Here is a 20,610-nt window from a genome sequence, read left to right on the forward strand (position 1 = left end):
AATAGAAAGGTTGAACCTACTCCATGAACTCCTCAACTATGGTAAATGGGAACACAGCTGCTGGCAAAGCTAAAGAGCCGTTCCCGATTTCTCTCTTGTCCCTGACAGTCGCTGCCTTTGCGATCGGCATGACTGAGTTTGTCATCATGGGAATTTTGCCTAATGTCGCTGAAGATTTGCATGTCAGCATTCCTTCAGCAGGCCAACTGATTACTGCCTATGCCATGGGCGTTGCTATTGGAGCTCCAATTCTAACCATTCTGACCCAACGTATTCCTCAGAAACGACTGTTATGTCTGCTAATGGTGCTGTTTATCTTAGGCAATGGCGTCTCGGTGATTGCTCCAAATTATGGGGTATTGATGGTAGCGCGTATTCTCACGTCGCTCACACACGGAACCTTCTTTGGCGTTGGTGCCGTCATAGCTGCAAGTCTCGTTCGACCGGACAAACGCGCCGGAGCTGTATCCATTATGATGGCCGGGCTAACGATTGCTAACATTATAGGTGTCCCTCTCGGCACGTTTATTGGACAGCATATGGGATGGAGGGCTTCCTTTGGAGCTATCGCCATTATGGGTGTTATCGCCTTGATCGGTATCGCTCTATTCATTCCACAAATCAAACAGGACGAACCCATCAGTCTGGCAACACAGGTACGTTCGCTGCTCCGACCTAAACTACTGCTATTTCTGCTGATCGGCGCTCTTGGCAATACAAGCTTATTTGCTGTCTTCACCTATATTGCACCACTTCTCCAGCAAATTACCGGATTTGCCGAGCATAGTGTCACATGGATTCTTATCATCTTTGGCTTTGGTGTAACGATTGGAAATATTATAGGCGGAAAACTTGCAGATTGGAAGCTTATGCCTTCTCTAATTGGACTTTATCTTCTTATTTGTATCCTTCTTGCGATATTTACCTTTTCCATTCAAAGTCCTGTTGCCGCCGTCATTACAATCTTCCTGTGGGGAGCAGCCTCCTTTGGCGTCATGCCAGGATTACAGATACGTATAATGAGCTTGGCGAAGTCAGCTCCAGCGCTCGCCTCGACCTCAAGCCATTCCGCCGGAAACCTCGGCAATGCAGCCGGTGCATTTATCGGTGGCGTGGTGATTACTCATGTTGGACTATCGTCTCTTCCATGGGTCGGATCCATCATCGTAGCGCTTGGACTAGTGCTTCTAGTTCTCAGCTTTGTACAGGAGCGCAAGCAAGCCTAAGCTTAATAAAATGAGCCCGGACACCTATACAAGATGGCCGGGCTCGTTTTTTTTATCATATTCGCTCATTACTCCACTTCGCGAAGTCTCTCCACAATCGTAGCTTTTGTCAGCGACTTATATGCCGCAAGAGTTACGATGAGCGAAATACCTATCAGCAGTGGGAAGACAGATAAGATCGGGATCGGGTTCATATGAAATACCGTGAAGGCCATATTTTCTGAAATTCCTCTGGCGATCTGATACGTAATATAGATACCCACTGTTCCAACGATCAGGCATGTAAATAAAATGCTGTACAATCCTTCATAAATCAGCATTTTCTTTAATTGTTTTCTCGTCATGCCCACACTCTCCAGAATAGCGAACTCATTCCTTCTTGAAATGACCCCTGTCAGGATCGTATTAATATAATTTAGAATTCCAATAAATGCAATAATGAAGCTTAGACCATAACCGACCGTCTGGAAAATCCGGATAAAACCCTTCATTTCCTCTTTATAATCTTCTCTCGATTTTAACGCCAGGTTCTGATTGGAGCTGGTTAACGAGGACAGGGAATTTCCCACCTGAGCTTCTTTTTCCGGATCGATATGAACCGTTGCAGATAAAATAATGGCATCCTCTGCATGCTGCCGCATCTCATTTGCAGGAAGGAACACTTTGAAGCCGGCAACGTTGAAAAACTGAGTGCCTGCCGCATAAAGCGCATCCGATTTCAACACGGCCATCACTTCATAGCTTTTTCCCAAGCTGCCCAGCTTGATCTGATCTCCAGGTTCATAATAAGTGATATCTTCAATTTCCCGAAGCGTCGTTTCTGTAATCAAAACATAATTCCCCGTCTCAAACTTCTCCTGATCGAATGAACCCGATACGATATCACTCTTTTGAATAACATCATACCAGCCTCGATCAATTCCATGTAGCTGAATAGAGACCGCGCCACTATTTAATATTGAGGTAGTAACAGGCTCCTCAGGGTTTTCATTTGCTGCAATAGGTTCAAGTACCTTCCGCAGCCGTTCATCAATAGGTAACGTATCTCCTGAGTAGTATACTTTATCCAAGCTCGTTACTCCATCTATAGTGCTTATCGCCTGACAAAGCACTTCTGAAACTCCGACATCAGCCTGAGGTTCGTCCCTTCTGATGCTTTCAATCGCGCCATTATTTGCCTTTACGACATAATCTCCCGAAATAAAAGCGTTCAAATATTTATTTACACTAAAGGAGGATATAACGGTGTAAATTACGCTAAACAGAATAATGCTTAGAGATAAGGATGCCAGCATTAAAACAAGCTTTTTCTTTTGTCGAAATAAATTAGCGAAAGCCATTCGATGCAGCTTGGCTCCATGAAGAGATTTACGAATTTTTCTGCCTTTCCCTCCATTTACACCTGCAAACTTCACCGCCTCCACAGGCGAGATTCGTGCGGCTGTCCTGCCGGGTCTACTAGCAGCAATTCTAACCGTTATATAAGAAAACAGGGCTGCTCCTGCAAAAATTAACGGACTGAATGAATAGGATATTTCTGAATTCTCAGTGGAAAAGCTCATCAGCATAGGTGTTAACCAGCATCCCATTCCATAACCTAATGCAAGTCCAATTGGCATCCCGACCGCATATAACAAATTCGCTTGAATAGAGATGATTTTTTTGAGCTGCCTCGGGGTTGTTCCCATCGTTTTTAGAAGTCCATAAAACTTTATGTCCCGCACTACCGAAATATGGAAAATATTATAAATCAATAAATACCCGCTCAGCATAATGATCAGCACCAACAATCCGTAAGGGAGCAAATTGATAGGGTCACTGAACAGACCGACGCTGGAATAAGCCCAATTGACTCCGTAGGTTACGTCCAATCCAGTATCGGACAGCACCTTCTGTATTTTTTTCTCAATACCTATCGAATTGCTGAACATCACATCCAGTCTGGTAGTATTAATATAGCTGCCTGTTTGCTTGGATTCCTCAGGATCGATATGTGAGATGTATTTCTGTACAAAGGGCTCCGATACAAAAGCTATCCCCGCCATCGCAATATGCTTATCCGCTTCGTAATAGCCCGATAAAACAAATGGTTTGGAAAGGATCTCGCCATCGATATCAACGTCCAAATCCACTGTTGCCCCAATCTTATGCGGAACCCCTAGTAAATCAAGCGACCAGGTGTTCATGACAATTTCATTCTCAGCAGTAGGCAGCCCGCCTGCTATAAAATGGATGAAGCTGTGCTGAGCCCCATTTTCATCAGAATAATCGATTTCGATTCGATAATCCCTAAGCTCATTATTTACCGCTTTTCCAACAAGAACAGATTTGCTGTAGTTTTTAATTGATGGATGAGACTCCAGCTTCTTTACTTCTTCCGGATTAAGATATTTAAAGCTCCCGTGAAAATCACTGCCCGCTGTTTTCATCTGAACAAGCTGCATAGATTGATTCATGCTTAGAACGGTCGTAAAAATTGTAGTAATGAGTAGTGTAGTCAAAACAATTGCACTGACGATAATGATATTTCGCGATCGGTTCGCGCTAAGACTTCTTTTTGCGATTCGGGAGATAGCCCCTCCATTACTGCTTCGGACCATGACCTTACCTCCTACCCGCATCAGAATGGCTTACAATCTTACCATCCTCGATTCGGATGACCCGATCGGCCGTTTGGGCGATCTCTTCGTTATGTGTAATCATCACGATCGTCTGATTGAATTTCTCACTCATCTGTTTGAGGAGGATCATAACCTCCTGACTTGTTTTGCTGTCAAGGTTTCCCGTAGGCTCATCGGCTAATACGATGGATGGCTTAGTAGCTAACGCCCGTGCAATGGCCACTCTTTGCTGTTGTCCACCGGACAAATTGGAGGGAAGATTGTGAATCTTCTCTTGCAGACCAAGGGCACTTATGACCTGATCTACATAATCCTTGTCCACGCGGGCTCCGTCCAGTTCAATCGGTAATACAATATTTTCATACACGTTCAGAATCGGAATCAAATTATAGCTCTGAAACACAAAACCGACCGCACGACGTCTAAAGATCGTCAGCTTCTCATCATCCATGCTGAAAATATCATTGCCATCCACATAAACCTTGCCTTCTGTGGCCCGATCCAATCCGCCCAGCATATGAAGAAGCGTACTCTTCCCGCTGCCGCTAGTACCGACAATAGCTACGAATTCCCCCTTTTCAATGCTCAACGAAACGCCATCCAGTGCCTTAACAGCATTCTCTCCTATTCCATAACTCTTCTTTAAATGATCTATTTGCAGAATCGGCATGTTAATCTCCTTATTAAAAAAGTCTGTATCCCCTAAGGGTACAGACTAAATGTAACAAATCAATCTGACGAGCGAATGTCTGAAATATAACAGTACTGACAGAATTGCTTAAAGTACAGGTAAAAATACAGAAAAGACGGACCCTTCGCCTACTTTTGAGGTAACCTTGATATATCCGCCCTGAGCCGTCACGATCTCTCTAGCTAAAAACAGACCAATGCCTACGCCTTCATATTCGGCCACTCTTTTGCTTCTGAAGAAGCGTCTGAATATCAAATTCAATTCCTTCTCTTCAATACCCATTCCCGTATCGGTGATATCAATCCGTGTGAACATTTCGCTACTATGGGCCGTGATATTTATTCTTCCACCAGATTCACTGTACTTCACTGCATTTTCTAACATATTAAAAAGTGCTTCGCTTGTCCATTTTGCATCATGCCTTGCTTTTACATTAGCATCACACGAAATTCTGACTTCTATGCCTTTACGCTCAGCCGCAGAATAAATTTGTGATATTGCCTGCGTAATCGCTCCAACTACAGGAAGGGAAGCCGTCTGAATAGAGATGATGCCCGTCTCCAGCCGGGACATCTTGACCAAAGACTCGATTAACCAATCCAACTTCTCTGACTGCAGCTTAATCCGATCTACATATTGAGAGCTCTCCTTATCCAGCCCGGCCACCTCTCCTAAAAGCTGGCTATAGAGAATGATGTTCGAGAGGGGTGTTTTCGTCTGATGGGATATGTCGGAGATCAAAGCCTTAATCTTGCTTTTCTCAGCTTCAATATTCTTCTCATGAGTCATAGACATATCCACATATCGATGCACCTTGTCCTCTAATGCTGAAATGCTCGTCTCCTCGTATCCCGTTATTCGCTCCTGTTTGTTAATAGCCCGTTCAACGATGTCATCCACTTTTCCGATCATGCCTCTCATCTTTACTCTCATCGTCCACAATAAAGCCCCTCCCAATATTAGCAGGGTGGCAGCTAACCCGAGAGAAATCCAGATGACTACACTATCAAAAGCGGTAAAATACCATAATGCTCCGGTGTAACCCACAACCACAAAAAAGAATACACCAGCGTAGAGTATATATATGGATTTTAATGAAAGCTCAGTGTTCTTTTTCATCTAACATCCCTTCGGTCCACACATAACCTAGACCGTACACGGTTTTTATATATTTGGGTGCTGACGGGTCATCTTCTATTTTGGCCCGCAGTCGTTTTACTGTGACGGTCAGGGCATTTTCATCTACAAATTCTGCTCCATGTATCCATACTTGATCCATCAGTTGATCTCGCGTTAATATTTGCCCCCGATTACTAACAAGCACCTTTAGCAGCTTCTGTTCCGTCTTGCTTAGTGCAATCTGCTGCCCTTGTCTCCTGAAATCCATTTTCCCAAAATCAAAAGTCATGTCACCCAAAATCAGCTTGTCCTCACGACCAAGATCACTTCTCCTCAGCACAGCCATCACTCGGGAACGCAGCACCATCAGACTGAACGGCTTCGTAATATAATCATCCCCACCAAGCTCAAAGCCAAGCACAATGTCTGACTCCATATCGTTCGCGGTCAGAAAAATGATAGGTATTCGTGACGCTGCACGGATTTTCTGGCAGAAATCGAGTCCACTTCCATCGGGAAGGTTCACATCAAGCACGATAAGATCAATGCTGCGACTGAAAAACAGCGTCTCCGCAGACGTCAAATCATAAGCCTGCTCTATAATTATCCCATCCTGAGCTAAAGTGAGAGCTATCCCTTTATTTAAACTAATATCATCTTCAACAATGAGGATTGTGATCACAACAGCTTCCCCCCGAACCTTATTGCGTTCATTATACAACATCTCCAGCTTGATTCAGCTATGCGAATAATTTCAGCAATATCATTCATAATAGGGAGGAACCAATCGATAGGAGGATGTCTTATGATTGATAATCTGGAAAGTGACTATAACTGTGCCAACGCCGGAGATGATCTGCCTCAGCTCAAGCAAGAGCTTGCCACACTTCGCGGACAAGGCGATGAAAGCAAGGAAACACAGGAGCGAATCAACCACCTGGAAAATCAAATTTCGTTCATTATGAACAAATGCGATATCAACCACTGAAATTAGTAAAGAACACCCTCGCCAAAAAGACGAGGGTGTTCTAATCCGCTAGAATACCGAGACGGCCGGAGTGTCGGAAGTAAAAGCCGCGATATATCCTCAGCTTGATTCCACCGAATCCTGTCCTTTCTCATGATCCTGCTGCTTCATTCTGCTGGATACCCGTTGATAAATATATGAAATGCCGAGAAGCACGATACCGAACGAGAAATAGGCAACAATTTTGCTGCCTGCTGTCATCAGATTCAGGTCGAACAACAGCATTTTACCGGTGGATAGCAAGCTTAAACCAAGTCCCACACGGCGAATCAGAATATATCTGTATCGGAATCCGTACATAATATAACCGATGGAGAGCAGCAGATAAACTATGCTAAAGAGCAGCTCTATATGCCCCAGATGGAACTGTATGCCGAGGAAAACAGTGATGGTACTAAACAAGTAAATCGCAATAATCACCGGATACCATTCCATATTGTTCATATGCTGACGGATAACGCTGGACAGCAGCGCTCTACCGCTGAAGAAGACGAATATGTTGAACCCGATCAGAATACCGAGTGCGATATAATTTGCCACAGTGTTTTGTGAATAATCTGCATCCAGTGTTGGAATGCTCAGCGTAACAGCAATACATAGCAGGTAGCTAATGACGTAAAGTGATAAGCTGTAATACTTGATAAAGGTGTCATATAGAATACTCACTCGAGTTAACGTAAAGGCCAGACCCATCGTAATGGCTGCACTCAGCAACGTGCTATAGAAGTCATATAATCCATGATCTGCCGGCATGACCAGCTCATACGCTTTTCCAGCTTCATACAGCAGATAGAACCATATATTAATCAGAGCTATATATTTTAGAACGGTAATAATTTGCAACTCTGCCGGCCTATATTGCTTCATTGTATCTTGAAGACGATGGCGAATGGCATAAAAAATCGTTACAATCAGGATTCCAATCGACACGTAACTGTACTTCCAGTTGAAACGATCTCCTCCATCCACCCATGATAACAAAGCATCGAACATGATAAAGGAACCCAGGCAAAGCCCGATAATCCCCCATCCCACTCTCTCCACCTGCTTGGAGCGATATAGATGTCCGTAGCCCGTAAGCACGATCCCCTCAATCAACCAGCCCAGAGAAACCCATTCATGTCCGAACTGGATCGGGATCATCAAAATGCCAAACGTAAGCGAGGTTCCATAAAATAATAAACGTGCTTCCATTTCTTGCGGCAGTCGTATATGAGTAAAGCGGGCAATGCCCAAATATACCGCACAAAAAACAAACGCCAATAAACCTTGGAAATCCTCCCAGCCAGCGCTTCCGAACAAGCTGTACAGCACACCGCAGCTGATGACCGTATTGAGAGCCAAAAGGGAGAAATCCCACCACGAAAGCTTGGTAGCATACCGGAATGGAACAGATAACGTGATACCGAGGTACATCATAAAGGTAACGATCACGTACAGTATACTTACTGGTGCACTACCCGCAATCCAGACCAGTGTCAACATAGAATAAGTATTGAGTACAAAGCTTATGTAATGGACGATAACCCAGCGCTTGCGTAGAGAAATGAGCAAAATGGATGCATTCAGCAAAAGTAAATACCCCATCGCCACATATACTGCGCTTCCTTCCAAACCAAATGCCGCCATATAAGAAAATAACGGAAGATAACCCCCTATCAGCGCTATGGAACAGATGGTTCGAGACTGATACCTGAGCGATAGCAATACCGCGGCTGCAGTAATAAGTACGGAAAGAATCAGCCCTACTGACAATTCGATGATTTCCAGCAAAAAATAACTATAGAACACCGACCCGTACAGCACGGAAATTCCGCCGCCAAGCAAGCCAAGTGCAAAAATCTGCTTCTTTTTCCTGAACAACCATTCTCCACCCGCGAGCATAAGCAACCCCAGCAGGAAAAAGGCTCCGCCCTTCATATAGCCGCTAAACCAGTTTGAATAGGAATATTTAAACGCCGCTCCTACCCCTAAAATAATGAGCAAAATACCGAGACGGTTAATCCAGTTCAAGCCAATTTTCATCTCAATCTGATTTTGCTTGATCCGGCGCTGGATGGTCTCTTCAGACACTCCTTCGTTCGTCAGTTGATCATAGCTTTGGCCCAGATCAGCACCAATTCGCTGCTGCTCCTCCTGAAGTTGACGACGATGATCCGCCATCCTGTGGTTCATTTCTTCCTGGAACTGTCCCAGCTTGGCCTGAACGACCTCTTTATCCTGACCTAGATGTTTATCAGCTTGATCATACAAACTTGATATTCTCAGCTTGGCAGAATGCTCTAACGAATCCAGTCGATTCATATGGCCATGCGCTTGAGATGCAAAATAGGCCTCCATCTTTTCTTTCGATGCCTTGATCAGACCAAGCTTCTCATCGAGAATTTGCTCAGTAAGTGCCTCACGAAGCTTTCCGTTCTCTGTTTCCAGCTTCTTCAGCTTATCCTGCAGCACGGCATCCCGCTGTTTATATTCCGCATACTGACGCCGTAGAACCTCATTTTCGTTCACTAGATCATTAGATTCATATTCCTCGAGCAGACTTTGGTATTCTTTTGTCAGCTTGTTCTGGCTGTCTTTGACAAGCTTAAGACGCTCCTTAAAATCCTGCATTTCGTCCCTCCAATCCATCATGCAAAATATAGCTATAATTTTACATGAAGTTAACATCAATTGAAGTACTATTTTTGGAAAACCGCCTTTTTATCATAAAATTTTTACATTAACGATCCCTCTTGACCACTCGCCAGTTATTGTTGCAGGTCGCCGGGATAACTCTCCGTTTGAAAATATATTCTGCAACGAGCTCAAACATATCAAATTGAACTTCCTTTACAATGGGCTTTCCTTTATACATCTCATAATCTCCGCCTCCACCAGCACGGTAGCTATTCATCACTACATCAAATTCCATCTCATCTGCAATCCGCACGCCCTCCTGTTCCAGCTTCACCACTCTCTCACCAACGGGTTGGACGATATCCAGCTCATACTCGATACCTTCCCACATATCGTAATTGTAATGCTGGGATTTAGGCTCCATATAAGCCGGGTTAACTGCGACTTCCCCGTCTGAATCAAGAATAAAATAATTAGCACTCTGCTCAAGCGCCTCACGAATATCACGTCCGGTAAGCCGCAATACAGTCAAAGTATTCGGATACATGAAGTTGGTCAGTACATCTCTCATCGTAATGACGTCACCGAACCCCTTCGATTCATTGCTTAATAGCGCCGCATTCGAGATATTAACCTCCGAAGCCTCCATTTGTACCCTATTAACAAATTCCATAAAGGGATGATCACATAGTCTGCAAGCCAATGGACTTTCAATGGTCATATCGCCTGTTGTTTCTCCGATCGGTTCATCCAGCCACCGCTGTGTCTCCTCTTCAAGCTGCTGCGTCAAGGACATCACCGTCTGATCAGGCTTCACTGACTCATCCGCCATAATCAACTCTGCATGCTTATGGCGAATGGCCCAAGTTCCGTTAACTCTCCGGATCAGATCGACCGTGATTTTACCAAGTGCTTGGCCGTTGCAGCCAGGCTGAACGATCGTTACTCCATTTACTTCTCCTGAAAGAAGCCGATGCTGGTGTCCCGTAATGAGCACATCAATGCCTTCCACTTCTGTACACATGGCGTACCCCTGATTTTCTCCAGTTAATCGTTCAGCAGCTTGACCTGTAGCGAGATCCCGTTCAATACCTCCATGATACAATACGATCAGCAAATCCGGTTCTTCCTCCTGACGAATACGGGGAACCCAATATTTTACCGTCTCCAGAGCATCATGAAATTCTAATTCCTCAATATGCGCGGGGTTCTCCCAATTCGGAATGTAATGAGTAGTTACGCCCAGAACGGCTACCTTCATCTCTTTTCCTATTATTCTCGTAATGTACGGCTTCCCGAATATCGGTTCACGCTTGCCCTGTGCCGTAATTCCCGCCGACAACCAAGGGAAATCCGAATCGTCCATACATTGATACAGAGTACCCATTCCATAGTTAAACTCATGATTTCCTGGCACGGCCGCATCGTATTTGAGTTCATTTAGTACTGCTATGGAAGGGTGAATCTCACTATTCAGTTTATTTTTCAAGTAATAGGTTGCCAGCGGCGTTCCTTGTATCAAATCACCGTTATCTATTAAAAGAAGCTCTGGTGAATGTTCACGCTCTTTACGAACCATTGCCCCTATTTTAGCCAATCCCAAGTTACGCTCCTCTGCACTTCGATAATCCGTCGGATATACATGTCCATGAATATCGCTAGTTACTAAAATTTTGCATGTCATCTCGTTCACATTCTCAGACATATGGCTCATCTTCCTATCTCCTTTAATCCCTTTTTCTTAGATTCTATCAACCAATATCACACTTTATATTAAAATTACAAAACTTTACAAAATTTTATCACTCTTCTAACTGGGCGTTAATATACCTCCTCTATAGTTAAACAGGTAATCAAAAAAATAGGATTTGTGGAGGTCATATTCTTTGAGAAAAATCGCTAAATTCATGCTCCCGTTATTTGTATCCATTGCAGTCATCAGCGGCTGCGGAAGCAACAATGCTGCAAGTAATGCAGCAAATAAAACAGATGCGGCAAATGCCTCTCAAAATCAAAGTAACTCGCAAAATACTGAACAAAATTCAGCAGAAAATACTCCAGCAGCTACTGGCTACGTTCCAGAGAAGCTGACTGTGCAGTTTGTACCTTCCCAAAATGCGGACACTCTTGAAGCCAAAGCTAAGCCGCTTGAAAAATTATTGACTGACCGTCTCGGCATTCCTGTAGAAGTTAGCGTATCGACAGACTATAACACCATTATTGAAGCAATGGCTTCCAAAAAAGTTGATGTAGGTTTCTTGCCTCCAACTGCTTATGTGCTTGCTAAAGAAAAAGGCGCTGCTGAGGTTATCCTTCAAGCGCAACGCTTTGGTGTAAAAGACGAAACTGGCGAGCCTACGGATGAGCTGGTTGACTTCTACAAAGCTATGATCATCGTTAAGAAGGATTCCGACATCCAAAAGATCGAAGACCTGAAGGGCAAAAAGATCGCTTATCAGAATGTAACTTCCTCCGCTGGTTTTGTATGGCCTGCCGGCAAGCTGATGGAAGCTGGACTTGATCCACTGAAGGATGTACAAGGCATTACAGTTAAAGGCCACGATCAAGGCGTACTTGCAGTACTCAATGGAGATGTAGATGCAGCAGCTATTTTCCAGGACGCTCGCAACATTGTGAAAAACGATTACCCGACCGTGTTTGATGATACGCGTGTACTGACTTATACAGAAAAGATTCCTAATGATACTATTACCGTTCGCTCCGACATGAATCCGGAATGGATTACCAAGCTCCAGGACGCATTCATCTCTTTGGGAACCGATGAAGAGGGTCATAAGATCATCTCTGAAATCTACTCCCACGAAGGATATGTAAAATCCGAAGACAGCATCTTCAATATCGTTCGTGAATACGGCGAGAAGGTAAAGACTGAGTAGACAACAGTATTAGTAATAGCAAAATAGCAAGGAATACAGCCAGTCAGGGTGCTGCGGCACTGTGGCTGGCTATGCTGTTTTTTATGTCTTTTTAAACAATACTCTCTAAAAGGATGATCGCATAGTGATTGAGGTACGTAACGTTTCTAAAACATATGCCAACGGAACAAAAGGACTAGACCAAATCAATCTAACCATCGAGAAGGGTGAATTTGTTGCGATCGTTGGTCTCTCCGGTGCGGGGAAATCTACGCTTCTTCGATCCATTAATCGACTCCATGACATTTCCGAGGGAGAAATCCTGATTAACGGGCAATCGATCACCAAAGCCAAAGGTAAAAGACTTCGCATGATCCGCCGGGATATCGGCATGATCTTCCAAAGCTTCAATCTGGTCAAACGCTCCAGCGTTCTGCGAAACGTCCTCTCCGGTAGAGTCGGATACCATTCAACTCTACGCACTATTCTAGGCAAATTTCCAAGTCAGGATGTTGACCTGGCATTTGCAGCCTTGGACAGAGTCAATATTGTTGAAAAAGCATATTCCCGTGCAGATGAGCTGTCTGGCGGACAGCAGCAACGGGTCGCAATCGCCCGTGTATTGGCACAGGAAGCCAAAATTATTTTAGCCGACGAGCCAGTAGCCTCTTTGGACCCCTTAACGACAAAGCAAGTAATGGATGATCTCAAGCGGATCAACATGGAGCTCGACATTACGACGATAGTAAATCTGCATTTTATAGATTTGGCAAGAGAGTATGCTACTAGAATTATCGGCCTTCGTGCTGGCGAGGTCGTATTTGACGGTCCCGTATCTGAAGCAACCGACGAGCGTTTTGCAGAAATCTATGGACGCCCGATCAGCAAGGATGAGCTATTAGAGGAAGTGACTCTATGAAACCCGTTAACCTTTCAACCAATCACTCACTAAAGCGTCCAAATCCTCCGAGCAAAATGAAGCATTACCTCACCGTAGTCATTATCCTGTTGCTGCTCTGGGGAAGTGCTGTTCAGAGTGACTCGACATTGCGCGAGCTCATTCAGGGACTGCCTAATATGCTCGATTTATTGAAGGAAATGTTTCCCCCAAAATGGAGTTACCTTGATAACATTTGGGATGCCATGCTGGAGACGATCCGGATGGCAATCATCGGTACGACCATCGGAGCTATTCTAGCGATTCCAGTTGCTCTCTTATGTGCCAGTAACATTACAAAAAAGAGCATCATCTTTTATCCGGTTCGCTTCATACTGAATCTGATCCGTACGATTCCGGATCTGCTGCTGGCAGCTATTTTTGTCGCTATTTTTGGACTCGGGCCGCTCCCTGGTATCTTCGCTTTGTCTGTATTCTCACTAGGACTTATCGCCAAGCTTGCCTATGAAGCTCTGGAAGCAATTGATTCTGGCCCAATTGAGGCAATGACCGCGTCAGGAGCTAATTCACTGCAGATCATCGCATATGCCGTCATTCCACAAATTCAAGCCCATTTTATGTCGTTTACGCTCTATACATTTGAAATCAACGTCCGTGCCGCGGCAATTCTGGGTCTCGTTGGGGCAGGGGGTATCGGTCATTACTATGAGGTTACACTTGGGTTTTTGGAATATGACAAAACTTGCATGATTATTATATTTACCCTTGCTGTAGTTCTGCTCATTGACTATGCAAGCACTAAATTGCGGGAGAAGCTGCTATGACGAACTCAACTAAATCATGGAACCAGATCGTACCTAAGCCAAAAAAGTCCCTATACCGTTGGGGAATCTATATAGTACTTGCCGTAATCTACGTATGGGCCTTCGCAGGTGTGCCTGTTAACGGCATCAAAGAAACTGCGGGTCAAGTAACCAGGTCTATTCTATCGGGACTATTCTCACCGGATTGGGATTATGTATATTTGCCGGATGGAGAAGATTTACTGCGAGGTCTTTTAGATACGCTGGCTATATCAATACTTGGAACTCTAATCTCCACCGTAGTCTGTATTCCACTAGCTTTCTGGTCTGCTGTAAATATGAGCAAATCAAGGTGGACTTCAGGCTCGGGAAAAATAATGCTTAGCGTCATTCGTACATTTCCGGAGATCGTGATGGCCATCCTGTTCATCAAAGCTGTCGGGCCTGGTTCTTTCGCGGGTGTACTTGCGCTCGGTCTGCATTCTGTGGGGATGCTCGGCAAGCTGTTTGCAGAAGAGGTTGAAAATATGGACTCCGGTCAGACTGAGGCTCTACTCGCTTGTGGCGCAAGCAAGCTGCAAATACTGTGGTTTGCCGTAATCCCACAGGTACTTCCCGGATTTCTATCGTATACATTGTACCGTTTCGAGATCAATCTGCGTTCCGCCACTATCCTTGGCGTGATTGGTGCTGGAGGGATAGGCACACCTCTCATCTTCGCACTCAGCTCACGAAACTGGGATCGAGTCGGCATTATCCTGCTCGGCATTATCGTGATGATCACGTTAATCGACATGATCTCTGGAGCCATTCGCAAGAAGCTCGTGTAAATGAATTGATGAAGGAAACGAAGATGAAGTGTAATTTTGATATGGTCGCATTCCCTGTTTTATGATACGATTCTCCTGCAATCTAACATGACTCGATGTCTCAGAACTTCCACGGTCATTGCCAACTTTACCTATATCATAAGGAGGATTTTTTCATGGAATTAATTTTACCTATTATTTACATTGCTTTTTATCTAGTCTATTGTGGGGCATTCTTTAGTCTTGCCAAAAAGGCTGGGCTCGATCACATTGCATGGTTTGCATTTATTCCAATATTAAGTACAATCCTGCAGCTTCGGATGATTAAACAAAGCGGCTGGTGGATTCTGATGATGCTTGTTCCGATTGCCAACTTCGTATTTGCGATCATCTGGCAGGTAAAATTGCTGAATGCTTTCGGAAAAAATGGCGCGTTCGTATTGTTCATTTTCCTTGGCCCTGTGTACTCGATTCTGTGGATGGTTTGGGGATACTCCCAAGAAACAAGATACTATCTCAATGACGCTCCGCAAAACCCAACATTTTTTGCGTAGTTGTACATAGATCCAGCAAGCTTCAAATCAAATAATGAATTATAGTTAAAATGCATACTTAACAGAAAAAGGATTGTTGCTGTCAAGCCCTGGGGGCTTCAGCAATAATCCTTTTAAATTATTTACCTGACGTTATACCTGCTCAAGCTTCTTAATCTGCTTGCTCCGAAGCTGTCCGCACGCAGCATCGATATCGGTTCCATGCTCCAAGCGAACACTGCAGCTCACGTTACGCTTTTTCAGCTCATCGTAAAAGTCAAGAATTGTTTCCTTGTCGCTTCGTTGATATTGACTATGCTCATCCACCGGATTGTACGGAATCAGGTTCACATTAACGAACGGACGGCGATCACCAACTAGCTCAGCCAGCTCCTCAGCATGCTCACGCTGATCATTAACTTCTCTCAACAAGATGTACTCCAGCGTGATCCTTTGATTAGTTTTCTCCAAATAATAATCAATCGCCGGAAGCAGCTTCTCGAGAGGAATTGCACGGTTTATTTTCATAATACGAGTTCTGAGCTCATTGTTTGGTGCATGTAATGAAATCGCCAGATTCACCCGCAGGTTGAGGTCGGCAAATTCTTTGATTTTATCAGCCAAGCCGCTTGTTGATACGGTAATATGTCTTGGCCCGATGGCAAGTCCTTTATGATCGGTAACGATCTTTAAGAAATTAACCATATGCTCAAAGTTATCAAACGGCTCTCCAATCCCCATCACGACGATATGGCTAACACGCTCATCTTTGCCTACCCCATCCAAATGAAGCTGCACCTTCATTATTTGCTCCGCAATTTCACCTGCAGTCAAATCACGACTCTTCTTAAGCAGACCACTTGCACAGAAGCTGCAGCCAATATTACAGCCTACTTGGGTAGTAACGCAGACGGATAACCCGAATTTATGTTTCATCAAGACCGTCTCAATAAGATTCCCGTCCTCTAATCTGAACAAGAACTTGATCGTACCATCCTGAGATTCCTGTCTTGTATACTCAGTCAATGTCTGAATCGCAAAATGCTCGTGAAGCAGCTCTATGCAATCCGGTGCTACATCGCTCATATCTGCAAAATCGGTCACTCTTTGACGATATAGCCAGTCCCATACCTGCAGAGCTCGTGATTTCTTGAACCCTCGTTCTGCGAGCCAAGCAATCAATTCCTCAAGTGTTAATCCATATATAGATGCCTTATTCATGCGTTATCCTCTTTTCAAATGCCTGAAGTTACATTAACAAATCTGTTCTATTGTCGCAAATTTTATTTATTAAAACAAGAGTACGTATATTGCCGAAATCAGGTTATTTCCATGATAGGAGAAATCTCATAGCTATAGGAGTAAATAAATCAAACCATGCTATAATTCCTTTTAACTATTATGTAAGGAAGGAAGCGCAAACTCTATGGCTGTTTTTCAATACAATTCCTTTCGTTCCTCGGAGGACATCTCTCCCGGGCTGCAGCTTGTCTTCTGGGGAAAAGAGGACTGCGTTCCAGGACATACTGTCGGCCCCGGAGTTAGGGACTTATACAAAATCCACTTTGTTCATAAAGGAAAAGGCGTTGTGCGAGCCGGAACAGAAGCCGTCCAGCTTGTGGCTGGGCAAGCCTTTCTGATCTGGCCTGATATTGTCTATTATTATAAAGCTGATGACGAAGATCCCTGGACCTATTCGTGGATTGGGTTCGAGGGGAGTGAGGTGCAGGAGCTGCTCAGTCGAACTTTTCTTACTCCAGAGATGCCCATTTTTTCAATGGACAGTAAAGTGATGCCCACTTTATATGACCACTTATCCGACGCTTCCTTATCGAGCGCTGCCTTGGATTTGAGGTTGAACAGTATTTTCTACGAATTTCTGGCTACTTGGGTAGAGACTGCAGAGAGAACATCAACACCGGCAGTAATTTCAGGAAGAGGTGATCAATACGTGCACCAGACTCTTGAATTTCTTCATACTCACTATAACGAAAATATTTCACTTGCAGATCACGCGGATAGCTTGGGGATCGATCGAAAGCATTTAAGCACTCTTTTTAAAAAATCACTGGATATACCGCCTCGACAATATTTACTGCACTATCGAATGGATAGAGCCTGTGATTTACTGGTTACGGGCAAATATACAGTAGGTGAGGTCGCAAGATCCGTAGGATATCAGGACCCGCTGCTATTCTCAAGAATGTTCAAGAAGATTAAGGGCATACCACCCAGCATGTATTCACATTCATTGAAGTAGAAAACAGACATTAGTCTATAAATCTCACCCCTCCTGTTATAGGTTATCTTTCATGAAATATATACAATATACTTAGTAAGACTAAAGGAGAGATGATCATGGTATATGCAGCAGATGATAAGCGATACGAAATGATGACATATCGGAGATGTGGAAAAAGTGGATTGAAGCTGCCCGCCATTTCTCTTGGACTGTGGCATAATTTTGGTGGCATCGATAAGTACGAGAACGGAAGAGCAATGGTGCGAAGAGCTTTTGATCTGGGAATCACTCATTTCGACCTTGCTAACAACTATGGACCGCCCGCTGGCTCCGCTGAAGAGACCTTCGGTCGAATTTTAAGAGACGATTTCATGCCGTACCGCGACGAAATGATTATTTCCACTAAAGCAGGATATTACATGTGGCCAGGTCCTTATGGTGAATGGGGCTCCAAGAAATATCTCGTTTCCAGTCTTGATCAAAGCTTAACAAGAATGGGACTTGATTATGTAGATATTTATTATCATCATCGCCCAGATCCGGATACTCCGCTTGAGGAGACGATGGCTGCTCTTGATCTACTCGTTCGTCAGGGGAAAGCCTTATACGTCGGTATTTCAAATTATTCACCTGAAATGGCACTTGAAGCTTCACGTATTCTGAAGAGTCTTGGTACTCCTTGCCTTATTCACCAGCCTCAATATTCGATGATGGCACGTCAGCCTGAGCAGGGATTGCTGCAAATATTAGAAGAGGAAGGAATCGGTTCAATTGCATTCTCTCCTCTGAATAAAGGTATTTTGACGGATCGGTATTTGAACGGGATTGCACCGGATTCCAGAGCTGCTGGACCAAGTGTGTTCCTGAATCAAGGTGAAATTACAGAAGAGGTCATCGCTAAAGTGTCCAGGCTGAATGACATGGCTGCCAAGCGCGGGCAAAAGTTATCCCAAATGGCTCTCGCCTGGACGCTTCGTGGCGGCAAAGTTACCTCTGCCTTAATCGGCGCAAGTAAAGTCAGTCAAATTGAGGATGCCGCGGCTGCAATCAACAATCTGTCATTTACTGACGAGGAGCTTGCACAGATTGATCGTATTTTGGCTTAAGTGGTAGTCAAGTAACTGATTCTAAATAACAACTTCTGAGAACAGCCTCTTACAAGGGTTCATTATCTGAGAAAAGATCAGGGTTCTGGCGCAGCATGTCAGATAAAATGCTCGTCATTTTCACGGTATCACATACCCAAGTGTCGGCATCGCCAAATCGTGCTTTATGAATGGCTCCTTGCTGCTCCAGTACTCCTTCTACCTTCCAGAAATGCTCAGACCAAGGCAATCCGCAATGTCTTCGAGATGGCACTGATATTTCCGTTCCGTCTCCAAGAACTGCGTATAGCTGCTCATGACCATCTGTTAATCTTCCCGGAATATCCACCCATTCCTCGATTCCGTGAATAAACGTATTACGGCGCAAATCCACACCTACGAGCATAATGGTGGCCTCTCGATCAAGTAACCTGCCCCATGGAGACTCTCTATGGCACGGTGTATCCCAACGTTCCGCTCCTTCTACGAATGAAGCCGCATCCTCACCAAGAGCTGCCACGGAGTGTGTAGGATGAATGGAACGAATCACACCGCTGCGTTGCCGAAATAGTTCAGGCAATATCCCTACGCAGGATGGAGATGATTCCACCTCAAATCTCGGATTCTCTGCATTAATATAAGACCATGTATGCGTCGGTAAAACAAGCAATCCTTCTTGCATATATTCTGAAAGAGCATCCAGCACCGTATCTGCACCACCCTCTACTTCTCCAATACTTTTCATAGACGAATGCATCAGCAGCGTTCCCTTACGGTGAACTCCCGCCTCATCAAGATGATGGATCAAGTCCTGTTTTGTGTACACATCCGTTCCTCCTAGTCGTTATAATTCTAGTAGCTTCTCGCCTTCATCATAACATAGCCTTGAGATGCTTCCGAATTACGCTAAGCCTTTTGATGATTGATTGGCGATTCTAGTAATACTGATTTGATTGTAAATTCGTGCAAAAGTGCAGCTTTATTCACTCAACCGATTTGGTTAAATTAAATTCCTGCAAAAGTACATCCTTTCGTACATAAAACTCCCATTTTAGTTATCAGGAGGCCGTAATTCCTGCAGATTTGCAGACTTTTGTTCTTTATCTACAGAATGAGCTGAAAAAACTGCACTATTACAACTTTTCTTATCAACCTGCTGAATACTAATGAATGCAAAATGACATGCCTATCACTAAATCCATCAGAAGACGGAAAAACTATATAAAAAAGCCACCGTCCATAGACGGTGACCTCGATCATCTGAGAATCAGACGTTTCATACTAATAATCAATCGCTTCCCTTAATCCCGACTCCAAATTTTAGCCAGCAAACGAAGCATTTCAATGTACAGCCACACCAAAGTAACCATCAATCCAAATGCACCGTACCATTCCATATATTTAGGAGCGCCTTGGTTAGCGCCATTTTCGATGAAGTCAAAGTCCAGCACAAGGTTGAGTGCAGCCACGATAACAATAACTACAGAGATTCCGATTCCGATCCAACTGCTATCGTGAAGATATGGCATATTAATACCGAATAGGCGAAGGACAAAGCTCAACAGGTACACCAAGCAAATGCCGCCCGTAGCCGCAAATACGCCTAGCTTAAAGTTTTCGGTCGCCTTGATCATTCTCGTCTTGTAAGCAAGGAGAAGAGCAAAAAATACGCCCATGGTCAATAATGCCGCCTGCAGAGTAATTCCATAATATAGATTCTCAAAACTGGCTGAAAGCGCACCAAGGAACATACCTTCAGCTATAGCGTAAACCGGCACCAGGATAGGAGCCGTTGTAGGCTTAAAAGAAATAATCAATGCAAGAACAAACCCTACAATTGCTCCGCCAATGGCAAAAGTGGTTACATTGTATCCGTCAAAAAACATCATCCATGTACTGAACGCGCTTGCCAAAAGTATAGTAAGCGTAATAAATGCCTTGTTCACTGTACCATTAATTGTCATGCTGTCCTGTCCTACATATTGCCCAGATGGTTCAAAAGTATTGTCATTTAAAGTAGGATTACCGCTTCGTCCGATCAAGGATAGATCACCTCATTAG

At 44.1% G+C, this 20,610-nt stretch carries 18 protein-coding genes; 9 read left to right on the forward strand and 9 right to left on the reverse strand.

The features are described 5' to 3' along the window. The first annotated feature begins 23 nt into the window (after positions 1-23). Positions 24-1,226 carry an MFS transporter gene (locus BLS49_RS12560; protein ID WP_425432146.1) on the forward strand — a complete coding sequence of 401 codons (1,203 nt, stop codon included), beginning with the start codon at positions 24-26 and terminating at the stop codon, positions 1,224-1,226. Between the two features lie 68 nt (positions 1,227-1,294). On the opposite strand, the gene BLS49_RS12565 is transcribed toward BLS49_RS12560, so the two are convergent. The 4 genes from BLS49_RS12565 to BLS49_RS12580 all read right to left on the reverse strand — a co-directional run bounded on the left by BLS49_RS12565 (position 1,295) and on the right by BLS49_RS12580 (position 6,339). After that, positions 1,295-3,826, reverse strand: coding sequence for an FtsX-like permease family protein (locus BLS49_RS12565; protein WP_091230650.1), 2,532 nt, complete (start codon positions 3,824-3,826; stop codon positions 1,295-1,297). 4 nt (positions 3,827-3,830) lie between these two features. Further along, positions 3,831-4,517 (reverse strand): ABC transporter ATP-binding protein, encoded by a 687-nt coding sequence (locus tag BLS49_RS12570; RefSeq protein WP_091230653.1) that lies wholly within the window; start codon positions 4,515-4,517, stop codon positions 3,831-3,833. A gap of 108 nt (positions 4,518-4,625) precedes the next feature. Further along, positions 4,626-5,657 (reverse strand): sensor histidine kinase, encoded by a 1,032-nt coding sequence (locus tag BLS49_RS12575; RefSeq protein WP_091230657.1) that lies wholly within the window; start codon positions 5,655-5,657, stop codon positions 4,626-4,628. Continuing rightward, on the reverse strand, positions 5,641-6,339 hold the full coding sequence (locus BLS49_RS12580) for a response regulator transcription factor (RefSeq protein WP_091230660.1): 699 nt from the start codon (positions 6,337-6,339) through the stop codon (positions 5,641-5,643). The genes BLS49_RS12575 and BLS49_RS12580 overlap by 17 nt, the downstream gene beginning before the upstream one ends. Positions 6,340-6,462: 123 nt before the next feature. On the opposite strand from BLS49_RS12580, the gene BLS49_RS12585 reads away from it, so the two are divergent. Further along, positions 6,463-6,645 carry a DUF2524 domain-containing protein gene (locus tag BLS49_RS12585; RefSeq protein WP_091230664.1) on the forward strand — a complete coding sequence of 61 codons (183 nt, stop codon included), beginning with the start codon at positions 6,463-6,465 and terminating at the stop codon, positions 6,643-6,645. A gap of 99 nt (positions 6,646-6,744) precedes the next feature. Here the strand turns inward: BLS49_RS12585 and BLS49_RS12590 are convergent, their stop codons facing one another. Continuing rightward, a complete protein-coding gene (locus BLS49_RS12590; protein ID WP_091230667.1) occupies positions 6,745-9,297 on the reverse strand; it encodes a DUF2339 domain-containing protein in 2,553 nt (850 codons plus the stop codon). 109 nt (positions 9,298-9,406) lie between these two features. Next, on the reverse strand, positions 9,407-11,017 hold the full coding sequence (locus BLS49_RS12595) for a bifunctional metallophosphatase/5'-nucleotidase (RefSeq protein ID WP_245742370.1): 1,611 nt from the start codon (positions 11,015-11,017) through the stop codon (positions 9,407-9,409). 172 nt (positions 11,018-11,189) lie between these two features. Here BLS49_RS12595 and BLS49_RS12600 point away from each other — a divergent pair, with 172 nt between their 5' ends. From BLS49_RS12600 to BLS49_RS12620, 5 genes are all read left to right on the forward strand, one after another. Continuing rightward, positions 11,190-12,200, forward strand: coding sequence for a phosphate/phosphite/phosphonate ABC transporter substrate-binding protein (locus tag BLS49_RS12600; RefSeq protein ID WP_091230670.1), 1,011 nt, complete (start codon positions 11,190-11,192; stop codon positions 12,198-12,200). 124 nt (positions 12,201-12,324) lie between these two features. After that, the gene (phnC, locus tag BLS49_RS12605; protein ID WP_091230673.1) at positions 12,325-13,098 is read left to right on the forward strand and encodes a phosphonate ABC transporter ATP-binding protein; all 774 of its coding nucleotides are present in this window, start codon (positions 12,325-12,327) and stop codon (positions 13,096-13,098) included. Continuing rightward, complete coding sequence (gene phnE, locus BLS49_RS12610) at positions 13,095-13,901, forward strand: phosphonate ABC transporter, permease protein PhnE (protein ID WP_091230677.1); 807 nt, start codon at positions 13,095-13,097, stop codon at positions 13,899-13,901. Before phnC ends, phnE (BLS49_RS12610) begins: the two co-directional genes overlap by 4 nt. Next, positions 13,898-14,710, forward strand: a complete 813-nt coding sequence (gene phnE, locus BLS49_RS12615) for a phosphonate ABC transporter, permease protein PhnE (protein WP_091230680.1) — start codon at positions 13,898-13,900, stop codon at positions 14,708-14,710. Before phnE (BLS49_RS12610) ends, phnE (BLS49_RS12615) begins: the two co-directional genes overlap by 4 nt. 155 nt (positions 14,711-14,865) lie before the next feature. Beyond that, complete coding sequence (locus tag BLS49_RS12620) at positions 14,866-15,243, forward strand: DUF5684 domain-containing protein (RefSeq protein ID WP_091230683.1); 378 nt, start codon at positions 14,866-14,868, stop codon at positions 15,241-15,243. 132 nt (positions 15,244-15,375) lie between these two features. Here the strand turns inward: BLS49_RS12620 and rlmN are convergent, their stop codons facing one another. Next, positions 15,376-16,443 carry a dual-specificity RNA methyltransferase RlmN gene (rlmN, locus tag BLS49_RS12625; RefSeq protein ID WP_091230685.1) on the reverse strand — a complete coding sequence of 356 codons (1,068 nt, stop codon included), beginning with the start codon at positions 16,441-16,443 and terminating at the stop codon, positions 15,376-15,378. 205 nt (positions 16,444-16,648) lie between these two features. On the opposite strand from rlmN, the gene BLS49_RS12630 reads away from it, so the two are divergent. Further along, complete coding sequence (locus BLS49_RS12630; RefSeq protein ID WP_091230689.1) at positions 16,649-17,482, forward strand: AraC family transcriptional regulator; 834 nt, start codon at positions 16,649-16,651, stop codon at positions 17,480-17,482. Between the two features lie 98 nt (positions 17,483-17,580). After that, positions 17,581-18,570 carry an aldo/keto reductase gene (locus tag BLS49_RS12635; protein ID WP_091230693.1) on the forward strand — a complete coding sequence of 330 codons (990 nt, stop codon included), beginning with the start codon at positions 17,581-17,583 and terminating at the stop codon, positions 18,568-18,570. A gap of 49 nt (positions 18,571-18,619) precedes the next feature. Here the strand turns inward: BLS49_RS12635 and BLS49_RS12640 are convergent, their stop codons facing one another. Together BLS49_RS12640 and BLS49_RS12645 are read right to left on the reverse strand one after the other, a co-directional pair. After that, positions 18,620-19,375, reverse strand: coding sequence for an AAC(3) family N-acetyltransferase (locus BLS49_RS12640; protein WP_091230696.1), 756 nt, complete (start codon positions 19,373-19,375; stop codon positions 18,620-18,622). A gap of 475 nt (positions 19,376-19,850) precedes the next feature. Next, positions 19,851-20,591: a Bax inhibitor-1/YccA family protein gene (locus BLS49_RS12645; protein WP_091230699.1), complete on the reverse strand. Its 741-nt coding sequence runs from the start codon at positions 20,589-20,591 to the stop codon at positions 19,851-19,853. Positions 20,592-20,610 lie beyond the last annotated feature (19 nt).

Origin of the sequence: Fontibacillus panacisegetis, assembly GCF_900102215.1 — a bacterium.
Lineage (GTDB): Bacteria > Bacillota > Bacilli > Paenibacillales > Paenibacillaceae > Fontibacillus > Fontibacillus panacisegetis.